27 protein-coding genes and 4 pseudogenes are annotated in these 25,261 nt (G+C 54.7%); 21 read left to right on the forward strand and 10 right to left on the reverse strand.

Features of this window, described 5'->3' with window-relative positions; genetic code table 11:
• Nucleotides 1–80: 80 nt before the first annotated feature.
• The gene (locus ACR0A2_RS09325; RefSeq protein WP_480834827.1) at nucleotides 81–752 is read right to left on the reverse strand and encodes a GntR family transcriptional regulator; all 672 of its coding nucleotides are present in this window, start codon (nucleotides 750–752) and stop codon (nucleotides 81–83) included.
• Nucleotides 753–837: 85 nt separating this feature from the next.
• Here ACR0A2_RS09325 and ACR0A2_RS09330 point away from each other — a divergent pair, with 85 nt between their 5' ends.
• The 13 genes from ACR0A2_RS09330 to ACR0A2_RS09390 all read left to right on the forward strand — a co-directional run bounded on the left by ACR0A2_RS09330 (nucleotide 838) and on the right by ACR0A2_RS09390 (nucleotide 11,572).
• Nucleotides 838–1,728: an SMP-30/gluconolactonase/LRE family protein gene (locus ACR0A2_RS09330; protein WP_480834828.1), complete on the forward strand. Its 891-nt coding sequence runs from the start codon at nucleotides 838–840 to the stop codon at nucleotides 1,726–1,728.
• 26 nt (nucleotides 1,729–1,754) lie between these two features.
• Nucleotides 1,755–2,789 (forward strand): sugar ABC transporter substrate-binding protein, encoded by a 1,035-nt coding sequence (locus tag ACR0A2_RS09335; RefSeq protein WP_117868122.1) that lies wholly within the window; start codon nucleotides 1,755–1,757, stop codon nucleotides 2,787–2,789.
• A gap of 84 nt (nucleotides 2,790–2,873) precedes the next feature.
• Complete coding sequence (locus ACR0A2_RS09340) at nucleotides 2,874–4,397, forward strand: sugar ABC transporter ATP-binding protein (protein ID WP_117868124.1); 1,524 nt, start codon at nucleotides 2,874–2,876, stop codon at nucleotides 4,395–4,397.
• The gene (locus tag ACR0A2_RS09345; RefSeq protein ID WP_050606102.1) at nucleotides 4,394–5,395 is read left to right on the forward strand and encodes an ABC transporter permease; all 1,002 of its coding nucleotides are present in this window, start codon (nucleotides 4,394–4,396) and stop codon (nucleotides 5,393–5,395) included. Before ACR0A2_RS09340 ends, ACR0A2_RS09345 begins: the two co-directional genes overlap by 4 nt.
• A gap of 1 nt (nucleotide 5,396) precedes the next feature.
• Nucleotides 5,397–6,185 carry an SDR family NAD(P)-dependent oxidoreductase gene (locus ACR0A2_RS09350; RefSeq protein WP_480834829.1) on the forward strand — a complete coding sequence of 263 codons (789 nt, stop codon included), beginning with the start codon at nucleotides 5,397–5,399 and terminating at the stop codon, nucleotides 6,183–6,185.
• A 22-nt stretch (nucleotides 6,186–6,207) separates the two neighbouring features.
• Entirely contained in the window at nucleotides 6,208–6,702 is a 495-nt protein-coding gene (locus tag ACR0A2_RS09355; RefSeq protein WP_108861949.1) for a lactoylglutathione lyase family protein, read from the forward strand.
• On the forward strand, nucleotides 6,695–7,726 hold the full coding sequence (locus tag ACR0A2_RS09360) for a C-terminal binding protein (protein WP_170663096.1): 1,032 nt from the start codon (nucleotides 6,695–6,697) through the stop codon (nucleotides 7,724–7,726). The genes ACR0A2_RS09355 and ACR0A2_RS09360 overlap by 8 nt, the downstream gene beginning before the upstream one ends.
• A gap of 12 nt (nucleotides 7,727–7,738) precedes the next feature.
• A complete protein-coding gene (locus ACR0A2_RS09365) occupies nucleotides 7,739–8,428 on the forward strand; it encodes an RraA family protein (protein WP_108861947.1) in 690 nt (229 codons plus the stop codon).
• Nucleotides 8,409–9,329 carry a 2-dehydro-3-deoxygalactonokinase gene (locus tag ACR0A2_RS09370; protein ID WP_170596886.1) on the forward strand — a complete coding sequence of 307 codons (921 nt, stop codon included), beginning with the start codon at nucleotides 8,409–8,411 and terminating at the stop codon, nucleotides 9,327–9,329. Before ACR0A2_RS09365 ends, ACR0A2_RS09370 begins: the two co-directional genes overlap by 20 nt.
• Nucleotides 9,326–9,952: a 2-dehydro-3-deoxy-6-phosphogalactonate aldolase gene (locus ACR0A2_RS09375; protein WP_480834830.1), complete on the forward strand. Its 627-nt coding sequence runs from the start codon at nucleotides 9,326–9,328 to the stop codon at nucleotides 9,950–9,952. The genes ACR0A2_RS09370 and ACR0A2_RS09375 overlap by 4 nt, the downstream gene beginning before the upstream one ends.
• Nucleotides 9,949–10,650 (forward strand): SDR family NAD(P)-dependent oxidoreductase, encoded by a 702-nt coding sequence (locus ACR0A2_RS09380; RefSeq protein WP_117868134.1) that lies wholly within the window; start codon nucleotides 9,949–9,951, stop codon nucleotides 10,648–10,650. Before ACR0A2_RS09375 ends, ACR0A2_RS09380 begins: the two co-directional genes overlap by 4 nt.
• Nucleotides 10,651–10,659: 9 nt before the next feature.
• On the forward strand, nucleotides 10,660–11,178 hold the full coding sequence (locus tag ACR0A2_RS09385) for a 2,4'-dihydroxyacetophenone dioxygenase family protein (protein ID WP_170596888.1): 519 nt from the start codon (nucleotides 10,660–10,662) through the stop codon (nucleotides 11,176–11,178).
• Nucleotides 11,159–11,572, forward strand: coding sequence for a methylglyoxal synthase (locus ACR0A2_RS09390; protein WP_117868137.1), 414 nt, complete (start codon nucleotides 11,159–11,161; stop codon nucleotides 11,570–11,572). Before ACR0A2_RS09385 ends, ACR0A2_RS09390 begins: the two co-directional genes overlap by 20 nt.
• 24 nt (nucleotides 11,573–11,596) lie before the next feature.
• Here ACR0A2_RS09390 and ACR0A2_RS09395 read toward each other — a convergent pair whose 3' ends face one another.
• From ACR0A2_RS09395 to ACR0A2_RS09410, 4 genes are all read right to left on the reverse strand, one after another.
• The gene (locus ACR0A2_RS09395) at nucleotides 11,597–12,742 is read right to left on the reverse strand and encodes an alpha-hydroxy acid oxidase (protein ID WP_480834831.1); all 1,146 of its coding nucleotides are present in this window, start codon (nucleotides 12,740–12,742) and stop codon (nucleotides 11,597–11,599) included.
• A gap of 45 nt (nucleotides 12,743–12,787) precedes the next feature.
• Nucleotides 12,788–14,050: a TRAP transporter large permease gene (locus tag ACR0A2_RS09400; RefSeq protein ID WP_480834832.1), complete on the reverse strand. Its 1,263-nt coding sequence runs from the start codon at nucleotides 14,048–14,050 to the stop codon at nucleotides 12,788–12,790.
• Between the two features lie 31 nt (nucleotides 14,051–14,081).
• Nucleotides 14,082–14,567 (reverse strand): TRAP transporter small permease, encoded by a 486-nt coding sequence (locus ACR0A2_RS09405; protein ID WP_170347550.1) that lies wholly within the window; start codon nucleotides 14,565–14,567, stop codon nucleotides 14,082–14,084.
• A gap of 78 nt (nucleotides 14,568–14,645) precedes the next feature.
• Nucleotides 14,646–15,644, reverse strand: coding sequence for a TRAP transporter substrate-binding protein (locus ACR0A2_RS09410; RefSeq protein WP_170546565.1), 999 nt, complete (start codon nucleotides 15,642–15,644; stop codon nucleotides 14,646–14,648).
• A gap of 115 nt (nucleotides 15,645–15,759) precedes the next feature.
• Here ACR0A2_RS09410 and ACR0A2_RS09415 point away from each other — a divergent pair, with 115 nt between their 5' ends.
• Complete coding sequence (locus ACR0A2_RS09415) at nucleotides 15,760–16,431, forward strand: GntR family transcriptional regulator (protein WP_170596893.1); 672 nt, start codon at nucleotides 15,760–15,762, stop codon at nucleotides 16,429–16,431.
• A gap of 72 nt (nucleotides 16,432–16,503) precedes the next feature.
• Nucleotides 16,504–16,614: pseudogene (locus ACR0A2_RS09420) on the forward strand (IS6 family transposase); the annotation flags it as partial.
• A 321-nt stretch (nucleotides 16,615–16,935) separates the two neighbouring features.
• Here ACR0A2_RS09420 and ACR0A2_RS09425 read toward each other — a convergent pair.
• A complete protein-coding gene (locus ACR0A2_RS09425) occupies nucleotides 16,936–17,817 on the reverse strand; it encodes a LysR family transcriptional regulator (RefSeq protein WP_480834833.1) in 882 nt (293 codons plus the stop codon).
• A 104-nt stretch (nucleotides 17,818–17,921) separates the two neighbouring features.
• Between ACR0A2_RS09425 and ACR0A2_RS09430 the strand changes: the two genes are divergently transcribed.
• The 3 genes from ACR0A2_RS09430 to ACR0A2_RS09440 are packed head-to-tail and all read left to right on the forward strand — an operon-like array spanning nucleotide 17,922 to nucleotide 19,885.
• Complete coding sequence (locus ACR0A2_RS09430; protein WP_480834834.1) at nucleotides 17,922–18,716, forward strand: VOC family protein; 795 nt, start codon at nucleotides 17,922–17,924, stop codon at nucleotides 18,714–18,716.
• A 35-nt stretch (nucleotides 18,717–18,751) separates the two neighbouring features.
• Nucleotides 18,752–19,522 (forward strand): nuclear transport factor 2 family protein, encoded by a 771-nt coding sequence (locus tag ACR0A2_RS09435; RefSeq protein ID WP_480834835.1) that lies wholly within the window; start codon nucleotides 18,752–18,754, stop codon nucleotides 19,520–19,522.
• Between the two features lie 12 nt (nucleotides 19,523–19,534).
• Nucleotides 19,535–19,885, forward strand: a complete 351-nt coding sequence (locus tag ACR0A2_RS09440) for an antibiotic biosynthesis monooxygenase family protein (protein ID WP_480620981.1) — start codon at nucleotides 19,535–19,537, stop codon at nucleotides 19,883–19,885.
• A 252-nt stretch (nucleotides 19,886–20,137) separates the two neighbouring features.
• Here ACR0A2_RS09440 and ACR0A2_RS09445 read toward each other — a convergent pair whose 3' ends face one another.
• On the reverse strand, nucleotides 20,138–21,088 hold the full coding sequence (locus ACR0A2_RS09445; protein WP_480834836.1) for an autotransporter outer membrane beta-barrel domain-containing protein: 951 nt from the start codon (nucleotides 21,086–21,088) through the stop codon (nucleotides 20,138–20,140).
• Here ACR0A2_RS09445 and ACR0A2_RS09450 point away from each other — a divergent pair.
• Entirely contained in the window at nucleotides 20,972–21,679 is a 708-nt protein-coding gene (locus ACR0A2_RS09450; RefSeq protein ID WP_480834837.1) for an IS6 family transposase, read from the forward strand. The two genes, ACR0A2_RS09445 and ACR0A2_RS09450, sit on opposite strands and share 117 nt — an antisense overlap.
• Nucleotides 21,680–21,729: 50 nt before the next feature.
• On the opposite strand, the pseudogene ACR0A2_RS09455 reads toward ACR0A2_RS09450, so the two are convergent.
• A pseudogene (locus tag ACR0A2_RS09455) lies at nucleotides 21,730–22,116 on the reverse strand (cytochrome ubiquinol oxidase subunit I); the annotation flags it as partial.
• 178 nt (nucleotides 22,117–22,294) lie between these two features.
• Between ACR0A2_RS09455 and ACR0A2_RS09460 the strand changes: the two are divergent.
• Nucleotides 22,295–22,774 (forward strand): annotated as a pseudogene (locus ACR0A2_RS09460) (IS6 family transposase); the annotation flags it as partial.
• Between the two features lie 99 nt (nucleotides 22,775–22,873).
• Here ACR0A2_RS09460 and ACR0A2_RS09465 read toward each other — a convergent pair.
• Together ACR0A2_RS09465 and ACR0A2_RS09470 are read right to left on the reverse strand one after the other, a co-directional pair.
• A complete protein-coding gene (locus ACR0A2_RS09465; RefSeq protein ID WP_480834838.1) occupies nucleotides 22,874–23,755 on the reverse strand; it encodes a DUF5666 domain-containing protein in 882 nt (293 codons plus the stop codon).
• Nucleotides 23,756–23,798: 43 nt separating this feature from the next.
• Nucleotides 23,799–24,596 (reverse strand): DUF6502 family protein, encoded by a 798-nt coding sequence (locus ACR0A2_RS09470; protein ID WP_480834839.1) that lies wholly within the window; start codon nucleotides 24,594–24,596, stop codon nucleotides 23,799–23,801.
• A 130-nt stretch (nucleotides 24,597–24,726) separates the two neighbouring features.
• Between ACR0A2_RS09470 and ACR0A2_RS09475 the strand changes: the two are divergent.
• Nucleotides 24,727–25,261: pseudogene (locus ACR0A2_RS09475) on the forward strand (hypothetical protein); the annotation flags it as partial.

Genomic DNA, 25,261 nt, shown 5'->3' on the forward strand with positions numbered 1-25,261 from the left:
AAGAAAAGACCGTGAGGTGCCCAAAAGAAAGGGGCGGCGCCGTTCTAGCCCGCCCCCGTCACAACGAAGCTACGTTTTTGCTAGGATGCGGTCGCTCCTTCGAGGACGATGGCGGCGCTTTTGTAGGCTTGTCTGGTGCGGTCAATATGCGCTGTGAGAAGAGATTTGATTTTGGCCATGTCACCTTCGCGAACGGCAATAGCGATTTTCAAATGCTCGTCGAAGGAGAGCTCAGTATGCTGTGGCAGCTTCGCCAAATGGGTTCGCAATGCGGCAATCTTACCGATGTAGCGTGTATAGCTGGCCGTCAGATAATCGTTACCGGCATGTTCAAAAATCAACTGATGAAATGAGGTATCCAGTGAAAGGTAGCCCTTTTCATTACCTCGCCTGCGTTCCTTCTCCATGTCCTTCACGACACGCTGCATGTCGCTGGCAAGACCTTCCGGGTTCCGCAACAACGCAAGTTCAAAGGCGGCAGTTTCGATAGCCTGTCTGAAATCGCAGATCTGAGTCACTTCCGGCTCAGACAGCGAAAAAACGCGTGCGCCTTTTTGAGGCTCGATACTGACCAACCCTTCGTCACGTAATTGAGCGAGTGCTTCGCGTACTGGCGATTTTGATACGCCCAGTTCTTCGGAGATTTTTCGCTCCGACAAAACCTGACCCATTTTCAGGGAGCCATCGATAATACTATTCCGCAAATGTTCCAGTGCGAGTTCACGCAAAGACTTGGGTCTCTCAAGCGCCATCTGAGGATATCTCCAAAAAAAGGTGTTGCCAGATGCAAGATATCTGATACACCAGATTAGGCAAGCTGGTATATCAGATATCAGAATGTATTTGGGAGATCAAAAAGTGCGCGCAGAGTTGGTCGTCGATTGTAAGAACCAGCACGGGGAAGGGATTTTCTGGAATCCCGCCGATGGTCTTGTCTGGTGGACCGATATTGAAGGCTGTGCGCTTTGGTCATTTGATCCTGCAACGTCAGACACCGCCTCTCATGAGATGCCGGAGCGCGTGTGTTGCTTCGCGCCGCGCGCGTCTGGCGGTCTGATTGTTGCTTATGCGGATCGAGTTGTCTTGTTCGATTCGCCGAATAGCGAGCAAACCCTCGTGGCACGATTCGAGCCGAACAACCCAGAAACACGGCTGAACGACGGGCGAACCGATCGCCAGGGGCGATTGATTGTCGGAGGCATGAATGAAGTTTCTGGTAACGCCGACTCGTCGGTCATCTGCGTGGATAAGGATTTGAGTGTACGGACGATTATCGAAGGAGTGTCTTGCGCCAATTCGACTTGCTTTACGTCCGACGGTGAGACGATGTTCTTCGCCGATACCCCGGATCGGGAAATCGTCGCATTTGATTACGACACCCGCAGTGGAACCGTTTCGAACCCTCGGCAGCACGCTTCTTTTAATGATGAACCTGGCTTGCCTGATGGGTCCTGTGTTGATGCCGAAGGGGGTGTCTGGAACGCCGAATGGGAAGGCCATCGCATTGTTCGAGTCGCACCTGACGGCACGATAGATCGCGTGATCGAGGTGCCTGTCTGGAAGCCCACCTGTTGCGCTTTTGGTGGCCCTGATCTCGACACGCTGTTCATCACGACCTCAAGGCTGATGAGTGACGAAGCAACTTTAACAAAAGAACCGGAATCCGGCGGCCTCTTTGCTGTGAAACCCGGCGTTCGTGGCGTGATCGATGCGCCATTCAAAGGATAACCAACGAAATTCTGGAGGAGAAAACTATGTTGAAAACGCTAATGACCACTACGCTTGCCGCAGGGTTCGCCACGCTGGCAACGGTCGCTCTGGCGGAAAATTATCCAGCGCCGGTTCCACTTGAGGACGGGGCGCAAGCGCCGATCGATGCGATAGAACCCAAGAACGAAACGTTCCGGATCGCGTATATGCCGCCGGCGACCGAGTTCAACTACTACATCGCCATCGGTGAAGGCATCAAAGCGGTTGCTGCTGAGGCCGGGGTCGAAGTGTTCATGCTTGCGCCCCAGTCCGGTGCGGACATCAACGGCCAAATGGGCATGATCCAGGATGTGCTGACGCAGGACGTGGATGCGATAATCTTTGGAACACACGATGAATTTGCTGCGGCACCACTGCTGAAGCAGGCCGTCGACAAGGGCATGGCAGTTCTGATGATCAACTCGGACATTCCGAACTTCCCGACACCCATTCATGGCGTTGTCGGGTACTCTCAGCGCAACGGCACGCATGCTATCGCTGACTGGGCCATTGAGACTTATGGCGATAAACCGTTGAAGGTCGGCATTATCGAAGGGCAGCCTGGCTATCACTCAACCGAGCGTGTGGGTGGCTTCCTCGATGGTATCGAGGGCAACGAAAACTTCGACGTTGTGGTGTCTATCGACGGTAAATGGAACGTTGAGGGCGGCAACACTGCTGGTATGGACATCCTGCAGTCGAACCCCGATCTCGACATGATCTTCGCGGCGAACGACTACATGATCATCGGGGCATCCTTTGCTGCGAAGGCACTTGGCCGCAATGACATCGTTCTTTTGGGTAACGATGGCGACACGTCCGGCCTCGAAGAAATTGCGGCTGGCAACATCACGGCAACCGTCAACACCTCACCGTTTTTGATGGGTAAGGCGGCTATGCACGCAACCATTGATGCGCTCAACGGGTCCTATCCCGGCGGCTGGATCGAAACGCCCACATCAATTGAAGACAAAGACGGTGCGATCAACGTGCTGCAAGAGCCAGAAAAGCTCTTCCCGCAGCCGTCCAAAGAGTACTGAGCTTTCTCCCCGCTTCCCGGTGGCGCGTGCGCGTGCTGCCGGGTCGCAAACCGACCGAGTTTCACTTTTGTCGAGGCAATCGCAATGACACCCGCAACGCCACTTTGGGAGTTTGTCGATATCACCAAGGCCTATCCTGGGGTACTGGCGAATGACAAGGTCAGTATCCGGCTTATGCCCGGTTCCATTCATGGGCTGCTGGGTGAAAACGGCTGTGGCAAGTCGACTATGATCAAGACACTGTCCGGCGTGCAGCAACCCGATAGCGGTCAAATCCTGCACAATGGCAAGCCGGTCACGATCAGCGACCCGCAGGCGGCACGTGAACTGGGCGTCGCAACAGTTTTTCAGGAATTCTCTATCGTGCCCACCTTGTCGGTTGGCGAAAACATCTTCCTTGGCAATATGCCTAGGTCCCGCTTTGGCGTGATCGACTGGGCCAAGGTCCACAACGAAGCCGCGCGCGTTTTGGCGGAAATGGATGTCGATGTTTCTCCCGAAACGATCACCGGCTCGCTATCGGTAGGCGAGCAACAACTGGTCGAGATCGCGAAAGCCGTCGCGATGGACGCCCGCATGATCATCCTGGATGAGCCAACGGCGGCATTGGGTGAAGATGAAATTGAACGCCTGCACCAGTTACTGCGCAATATGCGTGAACGCGGAACCGCTATTCTCTATGTGTCGCACAGGCTGGATGAGGTTGAACGGATCGTTGATGAAGTGACGATCCTGCGCAACGGCTGTGTTGTGCGTGCAAGTGGCGAGACCAAGATCAACGTCTCTGAAATTGTCAGCGCAATGGTCGGTGAGGACATTGGTGAGCACTATCCCAAGGAGCAGAACGCGACCAAGGATGTTGTGCTGGAAGCGGCAGGTTTGGGCACCAATTCGGGCGTGAAAGATGTATCGTTCTCGTTGCACCGGGGTGAAGTTCTGGGCTTGGGTGGTGTATTGGGCAGTGGCCGCACAGAGATTGCCCGCGCCCTATTCGGGACAGATGAGCTAACCGCCGGGCAGATATCACTGAACGGCAAACCGGTTCGCTTTCGCCGGGAAATTGATGCGATCCGTGCGGGTTTGGCTCTTGTTCCAGAGAACCGAAAGTTTGACGGGTTGTTCTTCAATTTCCGCGCAAGCGGGAACGTAACCGCAGCCTCCCTCGGCGGGCTTAGTCGGTTCGGCGTGTTGAATCTCAAGGCGGAAGAGCAAGCCACCCATGACCTGATCCGCGATTTGGAAATCTCGACCCAGGCTGAGGAAAAGACGGTCAACTTCTTGTCTGGTGGTAATCAGCAGAAGATCGTGATTGCACGTTGGCTGTTCTCAGCTTCTGACATCCTGATCCTTGATGAACCGACGCAAGGGATCGATATCGGCGCTAAGATCGCTGTTTACAAGCTGATTAACAGGCTCACGCGGGCGGGAAAATCGATCATTCTGATCAGTTCAGACCATGATGAGTTGCTTGCGATGAGCGATCGAATTGCCGTCGTGCAGCACGGAACGATAGTGCGCACGGTCGATGCATCCGACCTTACTCATGACGACCTTGTGCGCGCATCCGCCGACACTCCTCAATCCAAGCCTAAGGAGGCTTTCGCATGAAGCGGATCTTTGACACCCAGTTGATCGGACCATTTGCAGCAATGGTGATCGTCGCACTGATCGTGGCACTTACGACGGAACGCTTCCTGAACCCGGGTAACCTTTCAAACCTGTCCCTACAGGTAAGCATCGTGGCCTTGATCGCAATCGGGTCTACTATCGTGATCTTCGCTGCGGGCATCGATCTGAGTTCCGGGTCTATGGTGGCGTTGCTGACCATGATCCTTGCGCAGATGTTGAAATTTGTTGGCATTCCACTGGTACTGGCATTGCCACTCATTCTTCTCATGGGCGGATTGCTTGGTCTGTTCATTGGGCTGATAACAGCCTACGGGCGTATCCCGTCTTTCATCACAACATTGGCAGCGTTGATTGCCTTCAGGGGCCTTGCGCTGACCTTCAACAATGGATCGCCGATCTTTTCGCTGGATCCGGCGCTTGAGCCAATATTTTACGGCAAGCTGTTCGGCGTTCCGATGCCTTTCTTCTACCTCGTGTTCTTCTACGTCCTTGCCGCGTTCACTATGAACTTCACGAAACTCGGCCGTGAGATCTATGCCGTGGGTGGCAACCCAGCCGCTGCCGTTCTGACGGGCATCAACGTACGTAAAGTTCAGACGACGACATTTGTCATCGCAGGTTTCATGACTGCGGTTGGTGCGATCCTGATGTCAGCGCGCCTCAACTCTGGTTCACCCAACTATGGCCAGACGCTGGAACTGCAGGCCATTGCCGCTGCTGTAGTTGGCGGAGCCAGCCTTGCAGGCGGCCGCGGCAACATCCTCGCCACGCTGATGGGGGCGATGACAATCGTTATCGTCCAGAATGGTTTGAACCTGAACGCTGCGCCATCTTCGGTTCAGAACATCGTGCTGGGCCTGATCATTCTGTTGGCCGTCGGCATAGACATGTGGCGCGCGGAAATTTCGGGCTTGATGGGTCGAATGTTCGGTCGCCCTTCATCGCAGCAGTCATCTAACGTTAAGAAGGAGGCCTGAGATGGATCTGGGGCTCAAAAATAAGCTGGTTCTGGTGACTGGCTCAGGTTCCGGCATCGGCAAAGCCACTGCCCGGGTCTACCTGGAAGAGGGCGCGCGGGTCATCGTGCATGGCCTGACCGAGGCGGAAGTGTCCGACTGCGTCGACGACCTATCATCTTTGGGCGAAGTTGAGGGCATTGCGGCCGACCTAACCAAGACCTCAGATGCAGAAACACTGGCGGATTTTGCGCGAGCTCGCGGTGCCGTAGACGTTCTGGTGAATAATGTCGGCATCTTTTCGGTTAAGCCGTTTGAGGATCTCACGGATGACGACTGGATGCATTACTTCAACATCAATGTCCTGTCCGCCGTTCGCATGAGCCGAATTTTCCTGCCTGACATGCTTGGCCGGGATAAGGGATCTATCATCAACATGGCCAGCGAAGCGGCAGTGAAACCACTACCTCAGATGGTGCACTATTCTGTCACTAAAACTGCCATGTTAGGTCTAACACGTGGCATGGCAGAATTGACAAAGGGGACAAAAGTCCGGGTTAACTCGATCCTGCCTGGTCCAACCTGGACCGAAGGTGTCGAAGCCTATTTTGACGGCCTCGCCGATCAAAAGGGTGAGCCGCTCGACGCGATCGTAGACAATTACTTCAAATCAGATGAGCCCACATCGCTCATACAACGCTTTGTCCAACCAGACGAAGTCGCCCGCATGATCGTCACGATCTCTGCAAGCACAGCCTCCAATGGTTCTGCGCATCGGATCGAAGGCGGCATCGTTCGCAATATTCTTTAACTGCTAACTGGAGGAGCCTGCTATGGCCGCTCTTACTTTCTCTCACATTGGCATCACAGTTCCCGACCTGGAAAAAGCCGTGGAGTTTTATTCCAAGGCATTCGGCCTGTACGTGCTGATGGAACCAACTGAAATCCTGCATGACGAAAGCGCCATCGGTCAGATGTGCGACGATGTGTTTGGGGAAGGTTGGGGAAGCTTCCGTATCGCGCACTTGTCAATGGGCGACGGTGTTGGCATCGAATTGTTTGAGTTCCCGAAGACCGTCGAAGAAGAACGCCCGTTTGAATATTGGCGGCGTGGCTTGTTTCATTTCTGCGTACAGGACGAGGATCTGGAAGGTCGCATCAAGGTTATCGAAGACCTGGGCGGACGCCAGCGCATGAGCCAAGTGCGCAAGTATTACCCAGGTGAAAAGCCTTATCGCATGGTCTATATGGAAGACCCGTTTGGCAACATCTTCGAGCTCTACAGCCACTCGTACGAATTGACCTATTCGGCGGGTGCTTATGACTGATCGCGCCGACTTTCCCCCCAGAACGGACAAACCCAAGGTTGTGATAACCGATTACGACTTTGGTGATGTTGCCGTTGAGACGGAAATCCTGGAAGCCGCAGGAGCCGAGGTGATCGCGCTTCAGGCCAAGCGCCAGGAAGACCTGTTTGATCTCGCGCCGCATTGCGCAGCGATGATGAACCAATATGCCCGGATCGGGAAGGAAACGATTACGCGGATGCGGAACTGCGAGGTCATCGCGCGTTATGGCGTAGGCGTAGATATTGTGGATGTCGGCACAGCAACGGAAAAAGGCATCCTCGTTACCAACGTGCAAAACTATTGCACCGAGGAAGTTGCCGATCACGCGATTGCCCTTTGGCTGACCTTGGCGCGCAAGTTGCCCGACTATGATCGGGCCACTCATGCAGGGGTCTGGCAGTGGCAAAGCGGGCAGCCGGTCTATCGGTTGCGTGGACGGACGATGGGTGTCGTCTCGCTGGGAAAAATAGGGCAAGCCATCGTAGCGCGGGCGCAATCTTTCGGAGTTACGGTCATCGCCTACGATCCGTATTTGCCAAGAGAAGTCGCGGCAAAGATTGGGGTCGAGCTGGTGAGTAAGCCTGAATTGCTGGCAAGGTCCGACTATATCCTGATGCAGGCGCCGATGACGCCGAACACGCATCACTTTTTGTCGGATGCCGAATTCTCGGTCATGAAACCCGGTGCGATACTCGTGAACACTGGACGCGGACCAACGGTCGACAACAAAGCCCTGTTCCGGGCGCTGACCGAAGGCCATCTGGCTGCTGCAGGGCTCGACGACCCCGAAGAAGAGCCAGCCAAGCGCGCCAACTGGACGCCTGATGACAACCCGTTGTTCACACTGCCCAACGTCCTCGTAACACCACATGCCGCCTACTATTCCGAGGAATCAATACACGCAGCGCGGGTTACCGCGGCTACGCAAGTGGCCAAGGTCCTGACAGGACAAAAACCCGACTACACAGTCAATGCCGACGCATTGGCCGTATCTACCGCATAACAGGAGACAAGAATGCCAGACGTCAGCACGGACCTCAGGGTTTTCAATGATTTTGAAAGAAACCCGGAACTTCTCAAAAAATTCGACAAGGTGTTGGAGGCGTACTCTGCCGCTGCCATTTTTGCGGATGTGCAGTACCGAACAGGCGTGATGGACAGCGCCATCAAACCCGCCTTCCGCGCCAAGGTGACAGGCCAGGCCGTGACGGTTCAGCTTTCAAAAGGCGACCTGGTCGACCCATTGCGAGCGCTTGAAATGGGACAACCCGGGGACGTGATCGTTGTGGACGCGGGTGGAGATCGTCAAACGTCGGTCTGCGGCGGTTTGATGGGTGGTCTGGCCAAGAACCGTGGCATTCGCGGTATGATCGTCGATGGCACTGGGCGCGACACAGATGAGTTGGAAGACATCAACTGGCCAATCTGGACGCGCGCGATCACGCCGCGCGGAACGCACACGATGTTCTCGGAACGTAAAGAAGAACTTTCGATTAATGTGCCCATTGCCTGTGGGGGCGTCGTCGTAAACCCCGGAGATTTCATCGTAGCTGATCTTATGGGCGTCGTTGTGGTTCCACAGGAAATTGCCGAAGAAACCGTGCGCCTTGCTCAAGAGCAGGCTGACCGTGAAGAGGAAACCCGTAAATGGGTGGCCCAAGGCAAAACCGTTGAGGATCTGCTGAATGAATTCGGTCGCATCTGAGCCAGCGCTGATCGGCGTAGATTGGGGCACGTCATCGTTCCGTGCATTTCTAATCGGTGCGGAGGGCGAGGTGATCGATGGGGTCTCGTCGCCTGAAGGCATCATGCAGGTTGCGGGGCAAACCTTTGACGCGGTCCTTGATCGTCTCATCGGCCCTTGGGTCTCCAACACTAACCTGCCGATCCTGGCATCCGGCATGATCACCAGCCGCAATGGCTGGGTCGAAACGCAATATGCCGAAATGCCGCTGGGTGCTGGCGGTCTGGCGCGGGCGTTGGTCCCCCACGAAGCGGCCAACGGAGCGCGCATTCACTTTGTGACTGGTGCGTCGACAGAACATGCCGGAGGACCCGACGTAATGCGCGGCGAGGAGACCCAGATTATCGGGGCATCTTCGCTCGGCTTAAGCGAAGGTATGTTCGTGATGCCGGGAACGCACAGCAAATGGGTTCAAGTTGCGGATGGGAAGATCGTGGATTTCTCGACCTACATGACAGGTGAGATCTTTTCGGCGCTGAAAGAACACACGATCCTTGGCACCTTGATGAAAGAGGACGCCTTCAGCGAAGACGCCTTCGTGATGGGCGTCAAGGCGGGCCTCAGTGGTGAGTCGAACCTGCTGCACAGCCTGTTTCACGTTCGGACGCTTCCTCTCATGGGTAAAATCCCAAAGGTTGCCACGGCCGACTACTTGTCGGGCTTGTTGATCGGGACCGAGGTTGCTGCCGCGACCGGCGCATTAGAAGACGTCGGAACGATCACTGTTGTTGGACGAAGTGATTTGTCTGACCGATACGAAATAGCGCTTCGAACTGCTGGTTTCGACAGCCGTCGCGCGCCTGACGATATCGTTGCGAAAGGGCATTTTCTGATTGCTCGCGCTGCGGGGTTGGTTGGATGATTGACCTCACCGCAGCTCTTGCCGAGAACCCGCTAATTGCGATTTTGCGGGGGCTGGCACCAGAAAATGCGCGCCCGGTGTCTGATGTACTATTCGATGCAGGGTTTCGGATAATCGAAGTGCCGCTCAACTCACCGGACCCGCTGGAATCGATAGGGCAGATCGCCGTGAAACATGGCGCTCAGACCATCGTCGGCGCTGGCACAGTGTTGACTGTGGATCAGGTCGCGGCGGTTGCTGATGCAGGCGGGCGTATCATCGTGTCGCCCAATATGAACCCGGACGTCGGGCGCGCGGCTGTCGCTCGGGATCTTTATTGGTGTCCAGGAGTCATGACCCCCTCCGAGGCCTTTACGGCGTTGGATATCGGAGCATCGGTCCTCAAATTCTTTCCGGCGGAAATGGTGCCGCCAGTTGCCATTTCTGCCATGCGCGCCGTATTGCCTGCAGACGCAGTCGTCGCTGCGGTAGGGGGCATAACGCCGGATACGATGGCGCCGTATCATGCCGCGGGTGTAGATGGATATGGGCTGGGATCCGCACTGTTCAAACCGAGCTATACATTGGATGATATCGGCAGGCGCGCGCGCGCCTTCACCAGTGTATTGGAGGAACTTGGATGAAACAGGCCTTTGTAACGGGCGGTACGCGAGGGATTGGTGCGGGTGTTGCACGGTCGTTGGCAGACGCAGGTTGGTCCGTCATTGCCGCATCCGCCTCCCAATCCGAATTGGATGCATTCGAGCCTCGGGACGGGTTAAAGGTGCAGCTCTTGGATGTCACCGACCAGACGTCCATCAATGATGTATTCGGCGAACTCACGGGTCTCGATGCCTTGGTGAACTGCGCAGGTATTCTTTTGCGTGGCGAAGAATATGACATCGACGTCTTCGCCAAGGTGCTCGATGTGAATCTGACTGGCACCATGCGCTGCTGTCTTGCCGCGCATCCATTGTTGGCTGAAGCGAGTGGGGCCATCGTCAACACCGCCTCTATGCTCAGTACCTTTGGTGGGCCTTTGGTTCCGGCGTATTCCGCTTCTAAGGGCGGCGTGGCACAGTTGACCAAGGCGCTCGCAGGTCGCTGGGCCGAAGACGGTATCCGGGTCAATGCCATAGCGCCGGGTTGGATTGAGACAGAGATGACCCAGGGCCTCCGGGAAGACCCTGAACGAACAGCGGGGATCATGGCGCGTACGCCAATGAAGCGCTGGGGGAAACCCGAAGAAGTCGGTGCGCTTGTGCAATGGCTTTTGAGTGAAAACGCCAGTTTTGTGACCGGATCGATCTATCCGGTCGACGGCGGCTATCTCGCTATGTGAGGAAAATCTATGAATGACGATGACACCGCCCGAATGCCATATCAATTGCCATTCCCCAAGGATGCGCAAGACGAGATCGTGATCCCGAATGCCATGAGTGAGGACGACAGACTGTGGGTTCCGCAGGCAGAGAACGTCTGGTTCCGACCGCTCTGCCTGAACCGCTCGCAAGGTTATTGGATGAACCTTCTCAAAGTACGCAAAGCTGGTGTTCTTTCGCGGCACCGCCATCCACAGCCAGTCCACGGCTTCGTCCTGAAAGGGCGCTGGCATTATCTGGAACATGATTGGGTTGCGGAAGAAGGGGGATATGTCTTTGAGCCGCCGGGTGAGACACATACCTTGGTCGTTCCCGACGATGTCGAAGAGATGGTAACCTATTTCCAGGTCAATGGCGTGATGTGCTATGTTGATCCGTGGGGCGAGGTTACTGGCTACGAAGATGTCTTTACCAAGATTGATCTGTGCCGAAAACACTTCGCGGAAGTCGGTCTTGGAGAAGATTACGTTGAACAGTTCATCCGGTGATGCGCCGCGTTTCGCCCTCGTAGCCCATGATGCGCGAAAGGACGAAATCGTTGAATGGGTGGGTCTGCAATTGGCCCGCCTGTCCAGAGTACAAATCTTTTCGACAGGGACCACCGGCAGCCGCATTAAGCAAGCCTATCCACAACTGGATGTGACCTGCCTGAAAAGTGGACCACTCGGAGGCGACCAACAGATCGGCGCTATGATCTGCGAAGAGAAACTGGATGCATTGATTTTCTTTGTCGACCCTCTCTCACCCATGCCACATGACGTCGACGTTAAGGCTCTGACCCGTCTCGCAACGGTATATGATCTGCCAATGGCATGTTCGCGCTCAACTGCGGATCTGATCGTCAAGGGGCTGATTGACGAGGATGAAAACGCGCCTGCGTGATACGCCACGCGCCGCAAGCGCCGATCAGCTGGTTCTCAGAAGGTGCTCTGCCAGACTGCCGAGGTTTTCGCTACCAAGCTGGCTCATGTTGGCCTCAATGTCAGCTTTCAGGATGTGAACGAGATGGTCGATCCCTCGTGCTCCGAACGCTGCAACAGCATATTGAAAGGCGCGCCCGACCATGACGAAATCTGCACCTTTCGCCAGGGCACGCATGATGTCCAATCCCCAGGCAACGCCAGAGTCGTAGATCAGTGGCACATCTATACCGACCGCCTCGCGGATGTTCGGGAGTTGGTCAATCACGGCGGGCCCGGCTTCGAATTGACGCCCGGAGTGGTTTGAGACCCAGATGCAATCCACGCCCTCGGCCACCATTTTTTGCGCGTCCTCCGGCCGTAGAACACCCTTGACGATCAGGTGACCCTCCCATTCCTGCCGTAGTTCGCGCAGGTAGTCCCAATCTGGAATCCCACGGATCAGAGCGCCTGCATGGGTAAAACTTTCTCTTCCGCGGGTCGGGACGTAATCGTCAAAGAACCGCATACGTGGCATGATGCCCTCGCGAAGATGTGCAAGGCACCAGGCGGGTCGTGACGCCATTTCTGTCAGCGTGCGCAGGTCAGCTTTTGGAGGCACCGTCAGATTGGCGCGGCGTTGTCGTTCGCGCCGACTCTCTTCTGGAACGTCCACCGTGATAATCAGCGTATGAAATCCCGCTGCCTTAATCCTCGGCAGCATGGCGCGACGCAGATCGCCGGAGTTCACCGGGTAATGCTGAAACCATCCGTTTTTTCCAATGTAAGGTGCCACATCTTCCGGTGAAGCAACCGCCACGCTGGACAACGAAAACGGAATATTGTGAGCAACCGCAGCCTTTGCAAGCATCCGCTCTGCTCCTGCCCACATCAGGCCGGACATACCTACCGGTGCTATTCCGAATGGCAGATCGTAAGTTCTACCCATCAATGTAGTCTGTAGGTCGGCCTTTGTTCGGCCGCATAGTACACGCGGCATGAATCCGATGGCATCAAGTGCGTCCCGGTTGACCTTCAACCCCAGCTCCCGGCCGGTCGCGCTGTCGAGGTATTCGAAGGCAAACTTCGGAATGCGCTTTTGTGCGGTTTTCCGAAGGTCTTCTATCGACGGGTGGGAAAGGTCGAGATCCATCCGGGTCCTCTGTTCGTTGTCTAACGTTTGAAGCTCCTCAGTCGGTCACCAAAGGGATGGCAGGGCCAAGGAAATTGCGGGCACATAGGTGATGAACATCAACAAGATCAGCATGCCGACAAAGAATGGCAGGATCGCCCGGCTGAGGCTTTCGATGGAAACCTTCGAAATGCTACTGGCCACGAACAGGTTCACACCCAATGGCGGTGTGCAGAACCCAATGGCCAGGTTGACCGTCAAGATGACACCAAAAACGATCGGATCGACACCTAGCGCGGTTGCAACCGGCAGCAGGATCGGCGTCATGATGATGATCGACGAAATCGTCTCCATGAACATTCCGATCACCAACAACAGCAGATTGATCAGCAACAGGATGATGACTGGGTCGTCGGACAGGCTGGTGATCGTTGTTGCGAGCTCTGTCGGGATTCTTGCGAGCGTGATCAACCTGCCAAAGGCGGTCGCCATGATCACCAATATCAGAATGGTCCCGCTGGTCTTTGCACTGCCCGCCAAAACCTCTGGCAGGTCCTTGAGGGTGATGTCGCCATAGACGAATATGCCGATGAAAGCGGCATAGACTACGGCCACGGCACCGGCTTCGGTTGGGGTGAAGATACCGCTGTAGATGCCCCCAAGGATAATTACCGGCACCAATAGCGCCCAGATGGAAGACCGGAAGCTCTGCCAGACGCCTGGGCTTGAGAACGTAGTCGTCGATTGCTGAACAACCTCGTCCTTTCGCAGCAGAACACGAGCGACCAACATGAACATGAGGGCAAAAAGGATGCCAGGAACAACGCCTGCAAGAAACAGTTTGCCGATCGAAACCTCGGCAGTAACACCATAGATGATGAAGGGAATACTTGGCGGGATCATTACACCGATCATTCCTGAGGAGGCTGTCAATGCGCCGCTGAATTTGCGCGTATAGCCGACCTTTTCCATCTCTGGGATCATGTTCGACCCGATGGCGGCTACGGTCGCAGGAGATGAGCCGGATATGGCTGCAAAAAACACACAGGCGAGCACGTTCACATAAGCCAGCCCACCCCGGATATGACCGATCAGCGCATTGGCAAATCCAACCAGTCGGCGAGACATTCCGCCGTGTTGCATCAGGTCGCCTGCCAATATGAACAGAGGGACAGCAATTAGAGGAAAGGAGTCCGCGCCTGTTACCACCGACCGTGCCAGAAGAACCATGGGTGGTGTGCCATCTACAAAGACCATCACGATCATAGTGGCCAAGCCCAGACAGATGCCAATAGGCACGCTGAAGAGCAACAGGGCAAAGAGCGTCAAGAAAAGCGTTGTTGCAAGCATGCAGGGTTCCTCACGCTTTGGTTCCTGCGATCAGACGCAGGGTTCGGAACAGATGTTGAGTGACGCGGATCGCGGACAGGCCCGCGCCAATCGGCGCCGAAGCATAAAGGATCGGAATCGGTAGCCCCAAAACGACCGAAGTCTGGCTGGCGACAAAAGGCTGTCGGATAAGCTTGATGCATTCAATTGTCAGAACGATCAGAAACCCAAGGACAAGAAGCGCGATCACAACATCCGCGTAAAGCCTTGCGCGCTCGCTTAGGACATCACGCAGGACCGTGATACGCACATGATCGCCTGTGTGGAATGCATAGCTGACACCAAGCCAGACAAACCATACAAACAGCCAAAGCGTTAGCTCTTCGCCCCATGAAAGAGAGGCATTCAGAATGTAGCGCATGAACACATTGCCAAAGATCAACAAGACAATCGCGGCCAAAAGTGCACTGGCTAAGACCTTTTCGGCATTCATATCGATCCATTTGATAACCGACACCGTTCACCTCCCCTTGAACGAAAGGGGCACCCGAACCTTAATGGCACGGGTGCCCGTATTGGCTGAGTAGTCCGAGGGTCAGCTTCCGCTCGCTGCGGAAACCGCTGCTACCCAGTCGTCATAGGCTTCGGCGCCAACCTCGTCGCGATACTGCAGACGGACGCTTTCGGTTTTGTCTGCAAAGGCTTGTCGCTGCTCGGCAGTCAGTTCCAGAATCTCGACACCAGCAGCACGGATCTGTTCCAGCTGTTCCGCATCTTCGCTTGCGACCAGTTCCGCCTGATAGTCACGTGCGGCGGCCATCGAGTCCCGCACCAGTTGCTGATGCTCTGCGGACAGCGAGTCAAAGAACGGTTTGGAGATGACGGGCATATAGACCGCAAAGACATGGCCCGTGGTCGAAAGGTATTTCTGCACCTCGTAGAAACGCTGTGATGTAATGATCGCCAGGGGGTTTTCCTGGCCGTCGATCACGCCTTGCTGGAGAGCAGAATAGACCTCACCAAAGTTCATTGGCGTCGGGTTGGCCCCGAGCGTCTCGAAAGTCGCCACATGCGCCGGAACCTTCATAGTACGCAGCTTAACACCCTCAAGATCTGCGGGGGTTGCAACCGGACGGACATTGTTGGTCACATTGCGTACACCCAATTCAAGCCAGCCAAGACCTACCAATCCCTGGTTTTCGACCCGTGCAAGCATGCCATCACCAGCATCACCATCAAGAACATCAAAGGCGATGTCCTTGGAGGAATACATGTAGGGCAGTTCAATTACTGCAAAAGCCGGATCCCAGCCCGCGAAGAAAGAGGAAGGAGGAATGGCCATTTCCAGAACGCCGGTTTGAACACCTTCGATCATTTCGCGATCAGGGCCCATCTGCGACGAAGGGAATATCTGTACGTCGATCTCACCATTCGAGCCAGCTTCGACCAGTTCTTCAAATTTCAGTAGCGCGCGATGCATATGAAACGCTTCTGCTGCGCCATGCCCAACCTTAATGACTGTTTCAGCGGATGCTGCAAAAGCAAGCCCGGCTGACATGACGACGCCAAGCGCCAATGTTGATTTCTTGAACAAGGTTTCCTCCCATGGATCTATTTTTTCGATCTATTATCTGAGATATCAGATATAATATAGAAATCAAGCTTACTTGTGCTATTGTGTTAGAGAGACGAAATAGGACGAAGTGAAAATGACCGAGATTTTGCAGATTAAGCGACCGGATTCTTTGAGTAAAACTGCTGAAGAGCATATACGAAAAGGCATTATCAATGGCACGTTTCAATTGGGTGAATCGTTGCCGGAAGTGAAGCTGTCAAATGCCATGGGCATCAGCAAAACTCCGATTCGCGAAGCGCTATCGGCTTTGAATCTTCAGGGGCTCGTTCAGATCTTTCCTCATCGAGGAGCGTTTGTATTCTCTCTTTCTCAAGAGGACGTGGTGCAGCTTTGCCAGTATCGGCTCATCCTAGAATCTGCAGCTTTGGAGCAGGCGCTTGAAAAGAACCCGTCGGTTCTGATCAATGAGCTGGCTACAATTGTTTCTAAGATGTCAGAAGCGCAGGAAGCGGATGAATTCGAGCAGTATTTGGAACTTGACGCCGAGTTTCACGACGCGTTTTTCAGGTCCTGCGGAAACAGTTATCTGCGGGATGGATATCAAAAAGTCAGTGATATCGTCCAAACTATGCGGACACATCTGTCCAAGCGTTCCAATCGAACGAAGAAATCTTACAAGGAACATCAAGCGATCACATCGCTATTGGGCGAGGGTAAAGTAAAAGCAGCAACGAACACCCTCAAACGTCAAATCACTCGCGGTGAGCGTTCTTATTCCGATTTGGTTGGTCTGAAGCAAGTATAGTTGTTCTGCCATCTGGGTCTTGTCAGAAGAACTTTGCTTGAGCGGGGCAGGGCGGTTGCGTAGCTTTTGCCCATGATCAGGCCTGCCTCTTTTAAGTACTTCAAAACCAGTCCCGAGATCATCCGCCTTGCGGTGATGCTGAACATCCGGTTCCCGCTCTCGCTTCGGAATGTGAATGCTCTAAAAGATGACTAGGTGGGTGTCCTTACCCAGTTCGCTGAATATATGCGTGGAAGCCAAGGAACATATCTCGATTCAGATCCTTACTCCGACCGCCGCCAAGGCAATTATCGACCCGAACGACCAAGAGGGGAAAATCGCATGCGGTTCTGACGCCGCGCGAGGGCGCTTTTGACCGAGCTGTGCGTGGGTATGAAATCTTCGACCTCAAACGTCTGCGATGAAGCGCAAAGCTGCCATTTTCGCTAATTGCAGCGAAGGTCTGCGCCGAGCCCATACCTACCAAATGCTGCACACTGCACGAATGGCCACTTTCGAACCAACCTACGCCCGAATCTCTTCACGCATAAACTCCACAAAGGCCGTTACACGCGGCTTTCGAAAGGCCGAAGGTAACTGCACGCTTTGGATCGGCAAAGTGCGGGAATGGAACTCCGGAAAGAGTTGCACAAGACGTCCGGTTTCAAGGTCGTCCCCCAAAAACACATCTGGGCATATGAAGATGCCGCTCCCGGCACGCGTCGGTACGAGGCAGGCGGGAGGACTATTTGCTAGAAATGGGCCAAAGACAGGCACCTGCACGGTTTGCCCTTCGATCTGGAATGGCCAGCGGTTTGGATCGGGGTTGTTCGCATCTCGAATGCAAATGTGGTCCGAGAGTTCCGCAGGATGTGAAGGTGCGCCATGTTCTTCAAGGTAGGAAGGAGTCGCGACGACTTTCATATGCGTTTCACCGAGCTTGCGAACGATCAAACTGGAGTCACTGAGCGCGCCGATCCGTATTGCGATATCGAAACCGCCCTTGGCCAGATCGGCATAATTATCCGACAAGTCCAATTCGACTGTGACGTCCGGGTGTTGCTCTACGAAACGGCTTGCTGCTTTAGCCACCGCCGTGTCGCCATAGGTAAGGGGCGCAGCCACACGAACGATGCCCTTCAAGCCCTCTGAAGCGTCAAACTCAGTCTCCAACTGCTCCAATTCAGCCAGCACCCGTCGCGCTCCTTCCAGATATCGCTCCCCCTCGTGGGTCAGCGACATAGACCTGGTGGTGCGATGGAGAAGATTCAGCCCAACCGTGTATTCGAGCTGTGCGACACGTTTGCTGACCAGCTTGTTTGAAATGCCAAGCCGTTGTCCGGCGGCGGCAAAAGAACCGGATTCCACAACAGCCACGAAGCTCTGCATCCCGTCGATCCGGTCCATATCATTGTCTCCATTTGCGCGATACATACTCGCTCTTATCGCCATTTCATGGAGAAAAGACCATCGCTAAGTTCCTCTCAAGCTAAAAAGCAGGAGAAAAGAACATGGCAACGTCAGACGCCCCCATCTCAATAGGTCAGGTCGCCCTGACGGTGCGCGATCTGGATAAGACCGCCACCTTCTATGAAGACGTGATTGGCCTCGGCCTGATCGAACGCAACGGTGAAAGCGCATTCCTCGGCACCGAGGCCGGAACGCTGATCGAGTTGCGCCAGGACCGAAACGCTAGACCCTTTCCTAAAGAGGCGGGGCTGTTTCACACCGCATTTCTGTTGCCGTCCAAACAAGACCTCGGCGCATGGCTGATCTACGCGGATGAGCGCGGTGTTCGCCTGGATGGCGCATCCCACCACGGTGTCAGCGAGGCGCTGTATCTGAACGATCCCGAAGGAAACGGCATCGAAATCTATCGTGATCTGCCTCGCGAAGCGTGGAAACGCCAAGGCGATACCATCCATATGACAACGCACCCGCTCGACCTGAAATCACTAACGGAAGATGCCGCACAGTGGCAAGGCGCACCGCAAGGCACAGTCATCGGACACGTTCATTTACGTGTCGGTAATGTCAGCAAGGCAGCCAAGTTCGTTACTGACGAGCTGAGTATGGTTCAGACATTTGAGCTGCCCTCAGCCCGCTGGTTCGGGTCCGGTGGCTACCATCACCATCTTGCGGCGAATGCTTGGCAATCAAAGGGGGCAGGCCCGCGCTCTGTCGAAACCACAGGTCTCGCGAGTGTTGAGCTGTTGGCTGACGCCGCAAGTCTCACGCCCGGCCAGAAGGTCGATCCCTGGGGCACAGAATTCACCATCACCTCAGTGCAGGCTTGCGCCGCGTGAATGTCGTCAAATCAAACCAAGAGAGGACTACAACAATGACACCTAAAGAACTCGTAATGGAGGCCGTAGCCGCCATTTTTGTCAACTTCGACGCAACTGCCGCCGAACAGCTGCTGGCAAAGGACTATATCCAGCACAACCCAGCCGTCCCCACGGGGGCTGCGCCGATCCTTGGCTTCATTCCTGGTCTGAAAGAAAGCGGGATCGAGGTGGATATCCACCGGGTGATCGCGGAAGGCAACATGGTTGTCCTGCACACCACCTACAACAACGCTCAGGCGTTTGGTGCCGACACTCTGGTGGGGTTCGATGTTTTCCGCGTCGAAGACGGAAAGGTTGCAGAACACTGGGACAACCTGACCCCAATTACCCCGCCAAATCCTTCGGGGCACACTCAGACCGATGGTCCAACTGAGATCACCGATCTGGAAAAGACGTCCGAGAACAAGGCTTTGGTCACCGACTTTGTGAACACGATCCTGAAAGATGGCGATGTTGACCGGATCACGGATTTCCTGTCCGCGGAGACCTATATCCAGCACAACAGCAACATTGCTGACGGCCTGGACGGTTTGGGTGCGGCACTCGCTGGCATGGCCGAGCAAGGCATCCAGATGATATACTCGGATGTCCACATTGTTGTGGCCGAGGGCAACTTTGTCTTCAGCGCCTCTGAGGGCACGTTTGCCGACAAGCCGACGGCCTTCTATGACCTGTTCCGCGTCGAAGACGGCAAAATCGTTGAGCATTGGGACGTGATCGCAGATATCCCTGCGGAAATGGCTCATGACAACGGCAAGTTTTGATCGGGGGCGAACATGAGAGCATTCCTGATCACCCTCACGATGATGCTAGGAGGCACAGCTATGGCTCAAGAAACTGGTGTAATCGAGATTGTGACAATGAACCTTGCCGAGGGTGTTTCAGCTCAAGCGTTCGAACCGGTCGACAAGGCCATTGAGGACGAGTACGTCAGTAAACAGCCTGGCTTCATCTCCCGGCAAGCCGCCTTCGCAGACGGCAAATGGGCGGTTGTCGTCAATTGGGAAAGCGCGGAGGCAGCGCAAGCATCCATGGACAGCTTTGCCTCTGCTCCGGCTGCTGAGAAGTTTATGAGCATGATCGATGCATCTTCTATGTCGATGAAGCGCTACCAACTGGCACGGTAAGAGCCTTCATACTAACCAAAGCGCCCATGGAAACATGGGTGCTTTGTTGCATTTTTATCATCAGCATTCATCACCGGACAATCGGGCTATCCAGGCGGACGGCAACTCCGTCCGCACAGTGGACATTCAAGCAAGTTGCAGCAAACGACCGGTATGCGGACAAAGCGGACGTCCACTGGGTTCGATTGTGAAGGCACAACAACGATGGTCGGCGTGTGTGATTCCTAAGGTTGAAACAACCGTACGGACAAATCAGAACCGAACACTTAAATTCGCACCTAGGCCATGTTCTTGGCCATTGGAGCGGACAGAATAGCTATATCCTGCTGTTAGTCTTGCCAGATCAGAAATCTGATAGCCCAGTCCAAGCCCAAGAACGAAACCATTGGCGCCTCGGTTTTGTCCGACTTGTGTGAACGTGCCAAATATCGGGCTCGTTACAGTGATTTCGTGCTCACTGTCCTTGTTGGCGAAGAAGTCATACTCGTAACGAGCAAAGGCGATTGGGGTTAGCAAACCATGCTCTGTCAAGAAGTCGCGTTGATAATCAACTCCAATGGAAGCAACCAGAGACTCTGCGTTCGCTTTTTCAATCGAGTAGTTGAAATCACCACCGCCCGTCTCTGTGCCTGAACCTTGTTGAATACGCCCGTAGTTCAATCCAAAAACCGTAGAAACCCTTGCACCGCTGTCCAGGTTAAACAGCTTCCGTGCCTGGATACCGGCATGGATGCCCTCTTGGTCCAAATCAGACTTTGCCTCGCCTCCCGTAAAGCCATCAACAGAAGGGTTATTTCGCTTGGCGTCGGTTTCACCGAACATGTAACCGACCAGCCCGGAGAACTCCCAAGTTCCGGTTGTTGTGCGCCCATAGACGCCCACATGATAGCTGTCGGTCGAAAAGTCCTGATCGACTTGATCGTGTTCATCCATGGAGGATGTCCCAAAACCTGCGTACACGCCGACCACACCTCTATCGGTGCTTGCGACATCCGCTCCGACCAAAATCGTGCCCAGCGAATAGTCGAAGGTCTTGTCAGAAGAACTTTGGTTGAGCGAGTTAGGGTTGTTGCGTAGCTTTTGCCCATGACCAATCCGGCCTCTTTCAAGTACTTCAAAACCAGCCCAGAGATCATCCGCCTTGCAGTGATGCTGTACATCCGTTTCCCGCTCTCGCTTCGGAACGTCGAAGATCTGTTGCACGAGCGAGGCATCGACGTGAGCCACGAAACCGTCCGATATTGGTGGAACAGGTTTGGTCCAATGTTTGCAGCTGATTTCCGACGGAAGCGTGTTCAGCAACTGCGCGCCTTCTCCAAATGGAAGTGGCACGTTGACGAGGTTTTCGTGAAGGTGAATGGCAAGCGGCATTATCTTTGGCGGGCTGTTGATCACGAAGGTGAGGTGCTGGAAGCCGTTGTCACCAAACGCCGAAACAAAGCTGCAGCACTGAAATTCCTCAAGAAATTGATAAAGCGGCACGGTTGCGCCGAAGAGATCGTCACAGATCGCTTCGCTTCCTACAAGGCTGCGCTCAGAGAAATGGGCGCGCTCGAAAAACAACAGACGGGCAGGTGGCTCAACAACCGCGTCGAGAATTCGCACCTGCCGTTTCGACGACGCGAACGCGCGATGCAACGTTTCAGGCGCATGCGAAGTTTACAGAAATTCGCCTCCGTCCACTCTTCCGTCTACAACCACTTCAACCAGCAAAGATCGCTAAGCAGCAGAGATACCTTCAAGCTGACACGCACCGCCGCTCTCGCCGAGTGGCGTCAACTTTGTTCCGGATAGGTTCGCGGTTCCCGCGGCACACTGAGACTGGTTCGAATTCGTCTGACAGCACCCGGACCGACGCGTTCACGACCGAAAAGCATAATGCCGAGGAAGCCCGCCTCGAGGAAAAAGGCTGTCATGACCTCGTAAGCCATCAAGGGCCCGATTACAGGGCCTGCAATATCCGAGAATGTGCTCCAGTTCGTACCGAATTGGTATGACATCACGATGCCGGATACGATACCCATCGCAAAACCAACTGCGAAGATCTTTTTCCAGTAGTTGAAAAGGTTGAGGTAAGTCTTGTCCTTGCGCCATAGCCAGAGGCCATTGAGAACTGCCAAGAAGCTTGCCAAGCCGATAGAAAAGGCCGGGAAGATGATGTGAAACGACACAGTAAAGGCAAACTGGATGCGTGCCAGGGTTTCTGCGTCAAAGTTTGCGAATAAGTTCATTGCCGTTTCCTTTGGCATTGGGTTGCAAAGTGCGGCAGTGAACAGAAGTACCTCGACTGCCGGCTCGTCGATGTCATTCAGGTGAGCCAGACTTGGGTTGGTGCCGGTTTCAGTTCGTTTGGGATCTGGACGGTTGTTTTTGGGTTTTGGACAAAACCGGGGGCGAGATTGGCGACTATCCAAATGGAAGTGGCACGTTGACGAGGTTTTCGTGAAGATGAATGGCAAGCGGCACCATCTTTGGCGGACTGTTGATCGCGAAGGTGAGGTGCTGGAAGCCGTTGTCAGCAAACGCTGAAACAAAGCTGCAGCACTGAAATTCCTCAAGAAACTGATGAAACGACAAGGTAAAGCGGAAAACGTTGTCACAGATCGCTTCGCATCGTATCGGGCTGCCCTCAGAGAGCTTAGAGCTACCAAAAAACAAAGGGCGGGTCGGTGGTTAAACAACCGCGTCGAGAATTCACACCTGCCGTTTCGACGACGCGAACGTGCAATGCAGCGTTTCAGGCGCATGCGAAGTTTGCAGGAGTTCGCCGCCGTCCATTCCTCCGTAAACAACCACTTCAACCAGGAAAGATCGCTAGCCAGCCGAGACACCTTCAAGCTGACACGCACCGCCAATCTTAGCGAGTGGCGTCAACTTTGTTCCAGGTAGGTTCGCTGTTTCCTAGTCACACTGAGACTGGTTCGAACTAGTCTGACAGCACCGATGGCGAAGCCAGAGAAGAAGGCAGGGGCAAACGCTCTTTCTGATTCACAGGCTTGTTTCCAAAAGCAGCCGCCTCCGCGCGCCGGAATTATCGGGAAGTACCAACGCCGAATTTGCTGCGAAACGGCCCGTATAGGGACCACTGAACAAAACCCGCCGGTCTTGAAACGGCGCAAGGTTCAGGTTTCTTGCAAAACTGTGCCCCAATCCGGCGATCCGAAAACCGGGAGCCGCACTGGTTGGTTCCAACCAGCCTTCGACAGACAGTGATTTGAGCGGCCCCGCAGCGCCGGTAAAGCGGTCAAATTCAATTTTCTGCACGTCCATCGCGCCCTTCGTCGTATCAAAGCGTCCAAGAACCGTCGCAAACCGCCCGTTTTGCCCCAGTGTGGTTGCCCCGCTGGAAAGCTGCACACCCGAGACATAGCCACGACCAACTGTTCCCGCCACCAAATCCAAAGGGCCTGGAGCCTTGGAAATGCGACTGGCAACGACAGTATCCCCGCGCCACAAACCAGAAACAGCCACTCGGTCTCCAATGCCAAACCCCGTTATCCGCGTTTCTACGAAAACAGCGACACCGTTGACCGCTAGCGTGCCCTCGCTGGGGTCAAGCGCGGTCACCGCCCCGACAAGCGGGTAAGTAAGCTCGACCCGCCGCGCGATCACCTTGCCCGAGGCGAAACGCTCGGCCTCAACTGTCAGGCTGTCCCCCGCACGTAACTGATCAACGGACAATGGTCCAAATCGCGTCGCGACGCGGGTCTGTTCTTCTGTTTGAACGTTCTGACCCGCCAGTATCAAACTTCCAAAACCCAACAGAACACCAACAATCCCAGTGCCCCCAAGACCACCTTCGACATCGCGCTTTGTCGACTGCGCCCTCCCTGCTCCCGGCAACAGAGTTGCACACAACCCGGAAGACATGAATGTTCTGCGATTGGGGCGACAACTGGTCATCGTAGCAAACTCACTCTTCTTCGTCTTCTCGATAAAAATAAATGCCAAATCGAAAACGGTGTGTGGCCGACTTTTTTTCGTGGTCGACCTGTTGATATGCGGCGGCCTCTTGCGCCACTTTGCGCAGCGCCTCTGCGCCGGTCTTGCGGGCCTCAGCCTCGAGCGCGTCCAATGATGTTTCTGCAAGGCAGTTGAAGAATGTGGCCCTTTCGAAATGTGGCGGGGTCTCAGCCAAAAGGTTATCGACCGCGGCCTCCATATGATCACCAAGGTTACGGGCAAAAAAATCGAGCTTCTGATCCAGATCTTCGGGGCCGAAAACGGCCTTGGGATTAAGCGCAAGGGAAGCGTCGTCATCGGTTACAAGACCCTGACGCTGAAGTACGTCTAGAATAGTTCTGGGGCGAATGTCGCGGTTGGTTTGGGCGGCCAGCTGTTCAAACTCGGCCCGCGTCATCGGCCTTGGAAGGCCCGATTCATCCGTGAGTTTCGGATCGGTCATCCAGCGTCCAACAACAGTCGCCAAAGTAGAAACGCGCCGCTGAACCGGTTTGATGTCGGACGTATCATGGTCTCGCATCGCCTTGACGTCGCGACGATGAACACCTGTCATGACGCTGACCCGACTGCCAGTTGCCTCGGGGCCCAGCTCTTCTACCGCAGTGTCTACATAGCTTTGTTTTACAAAGCGATAGAGCTGTGGCGCGGTCACCCCCTGCGCAATCAGCGCACGCGTCAATGGGCGCAATAGCGCCTTGATCGCATGTTCGAACAGAACCGACTTGGTAAGAGAACGCTTGCCGCTCATGATGGAACACTAAGGCTTCGTGTGAAAAAATTCCACGCTTCCACTTGTCATTTTTCAGCATCGCGACATTTCGTCCGTCAACTGTGGGAAAACTACACACGATCCTTGCACGCACTCGGAGGAACAAATGATGGCGACGTACTCATTCACCGCTTTTGAAAATGCAGACCTTTTTGGGTCAGGACGCATCGAACTGAATGCGGAATTCACGTTGCCACTCAGCCCGACGGTGGAAATCTCGGTTTCCGACAATGACGAGAACCTTTCAGGCGATGCGATGTTCAATGAATTCGGGGATGACTTGTCTGGGCAAACCGCAACGCTGACCAGAGCCGACAGCGAAGAGACCGTCGGCTACAACGGCCGTATCTACGCCGAGAACGTGTGGAAGCTTTCGGGCGAAGATGGTAAGATCTACAAGCTGGTGGAAGTCGAACAACCCGGATTTTTACCTGACAATTTCACCTTTCTCGGCAACGTTCCTCCTGCGGGCACATCTTTGACAGTTGTCAGCGCGTCGAACGTTAAAGGGGCCGGTTTGGCCTATGACGATCTTGGCGCAGGCGATATTTCCCCCAACATCGTTGACATCGCGGCCGGGTCGGATGACTTCAACATCCTTGTGATGGCCTTGCAGACGGCCGGTCTGGACGCCCTCGTGCGGG

Source organism: Ruegeria sp. H8, from assembly GCF_056532905.1.

Bases quoted from the DNA above. Each gene is read 5' to 3' on its own strand.
- ACR0A2_RS09470 (WP_480834839.1), bottom strand. From the start codon at position 24,596: ATGAGCGGCAAGCGTTCTCTTACCAAGTCGGTTCTGTTCGAACATGCG.
- ACR0A2_RS09415 (WP_170596893.1), top strand. From the start codon at position 15,760: ATGACCGAGATTTTGCAGATTAAGCGACCGGATTCTTTGAGTAAAACT.
- ACR0A2_RS09345 (WP_050606102.1), top strand. From the start codon at position 4,394: ATGAAGCGGATCTTTGACACCCAGTTGATCGGACCATTTGCAGCAATG.
- ACR0A2_RS09350 (WP_480834829.1), top strand. From the start codon at position 5,397: ATGGATCTGGGGCTCAAAAATAAGCTGGTTCTGGTGACTGGCTCAGGT.
- ACR0A2_RS09450 (WP_480834837.1), top strand. From the start codon at position 20,972: ATGACCAATCCGGCCTCTTTCAAGTACTTCAAAACCAGCCCAGAGATC.
- ACR0A2_RS09385 (WP_170596888.1), top strand. From the start codon at position 10,660: ATGAATGACGATGACACCGCCCGAATGCCATATCAATTGCCATTCCCC.
- ACR0A2_RS09430 (WP_480834834.1), top strand. From the start codon at position 17,922: ATGGCAACGTCAGACGCCCCCATCTCAATAGGTCAGGTCGCCCTGACG.
- ACR0A2_RS09360 (WP_170663096.1), top strand. From the start codon at position 6,695: ATGACTGATCGCGCCGACTTTCCCCCCAGAACGGACAAACCCAAGGTT.
- ACR0A2_RS09375 (WP_480834830.1), top strand. From the start codon at position 9,326: ATGATTGACCTCACCGCAGCTCTTGCCGAGAACCCGCTAATTGCGATT.
- ACR0A2_RS09380 (WP_117868134.1), top strand. From the start codon at position 9,949: ATGAAACAGGCCTTTGTAACGGGCGGTACGCGAGGGATTGGTGCGGGT.
- ACR0A2_RS09330 (WP_480834828.1), top strand. From the start codon at position 838: ATGTATTTGGGAGATCAAAAAGTGCGCGCAGAGTTGGTCGTCGATTGT.
- ACR0A2_RS09335 (WP_117868122.1), top strand. From the start codon at position 1,755: ATGTTGAAAACGCTAATGACCACTACGCTTGCCGCAGGGTTCGCCACG.
- ACR0A2_RS09395 (WP_480834831.1), bottom strand. From the start codon at position 12,742: ATGGATCTCGACCTTTCCCACCCGTCGATAGAAGACCTTCGGAAAACC.
- ACR0A2_RS09370 (WP_170596886.1), top strand. From the start codon at position 8,409: ATGAATTCGGTCGCATCTGAGCCAGCGCTGATCGGCGTAGATTGGGGC.
- ACR0A2_RS09340 (WP_117868124.1), top strand. From the start codon at position 2,874: ATGACACCCGCAACGCCACTTTGGGAGTTTGTCGATATCACCAAGGCC.
- ACR0A2_RS09435 (WP_480834835.1), top strand. From the start codon at position 18,752: ATGACACCTAAAGAACTCGTAATGGAGGCCGTAGCCGCCATTTTTGTC.
- ACR0A2_RS09465 (WP_480834838.1), bottom strand. From the start codon at position 23,755: ATGTCTTCCGGGTTGTGTGCAACTCTGTTGCCGGGAGCAGGGAGGGCG.
- ACR0A2_RS09365 (WP_108861947.1), top strand. From the start codon at position 7,739: ATGCCAGACGTCAGCACGGACCTCAGGGTTTTCAATGATTTTGAAAGA.
- ACR0A2_RS09355 (WP_108861949.1), top strand. From the start codon at position 6,208: ATGGCCGCTCTTACTTTCTCTCACATTGGCATCACAGTTCCCGACCTG.
- ACR0A2_RS09440 (WP_480620981.1), top strand. From the start codon at position 19,535: ATGAGAGCATTCCTGATCACCCTCACGATGATGCTAGGAGGCACAGCT.
- ACR0A2_RS09325 (WP_480834827.1), bottom strand. From the start codon at position 752: ATGGCGCTTGAGAGACCCAAGTCTTTGCGTGAACTCGCACTGGAACAT.
- ACR0A2_RS09425 (WP_480834833.1), bottom strand. From the start codon at position 17,817: ATGGACCGGATCGACGGGATGCAGAGCTTCGTGGCTGTTGTGGAATCC.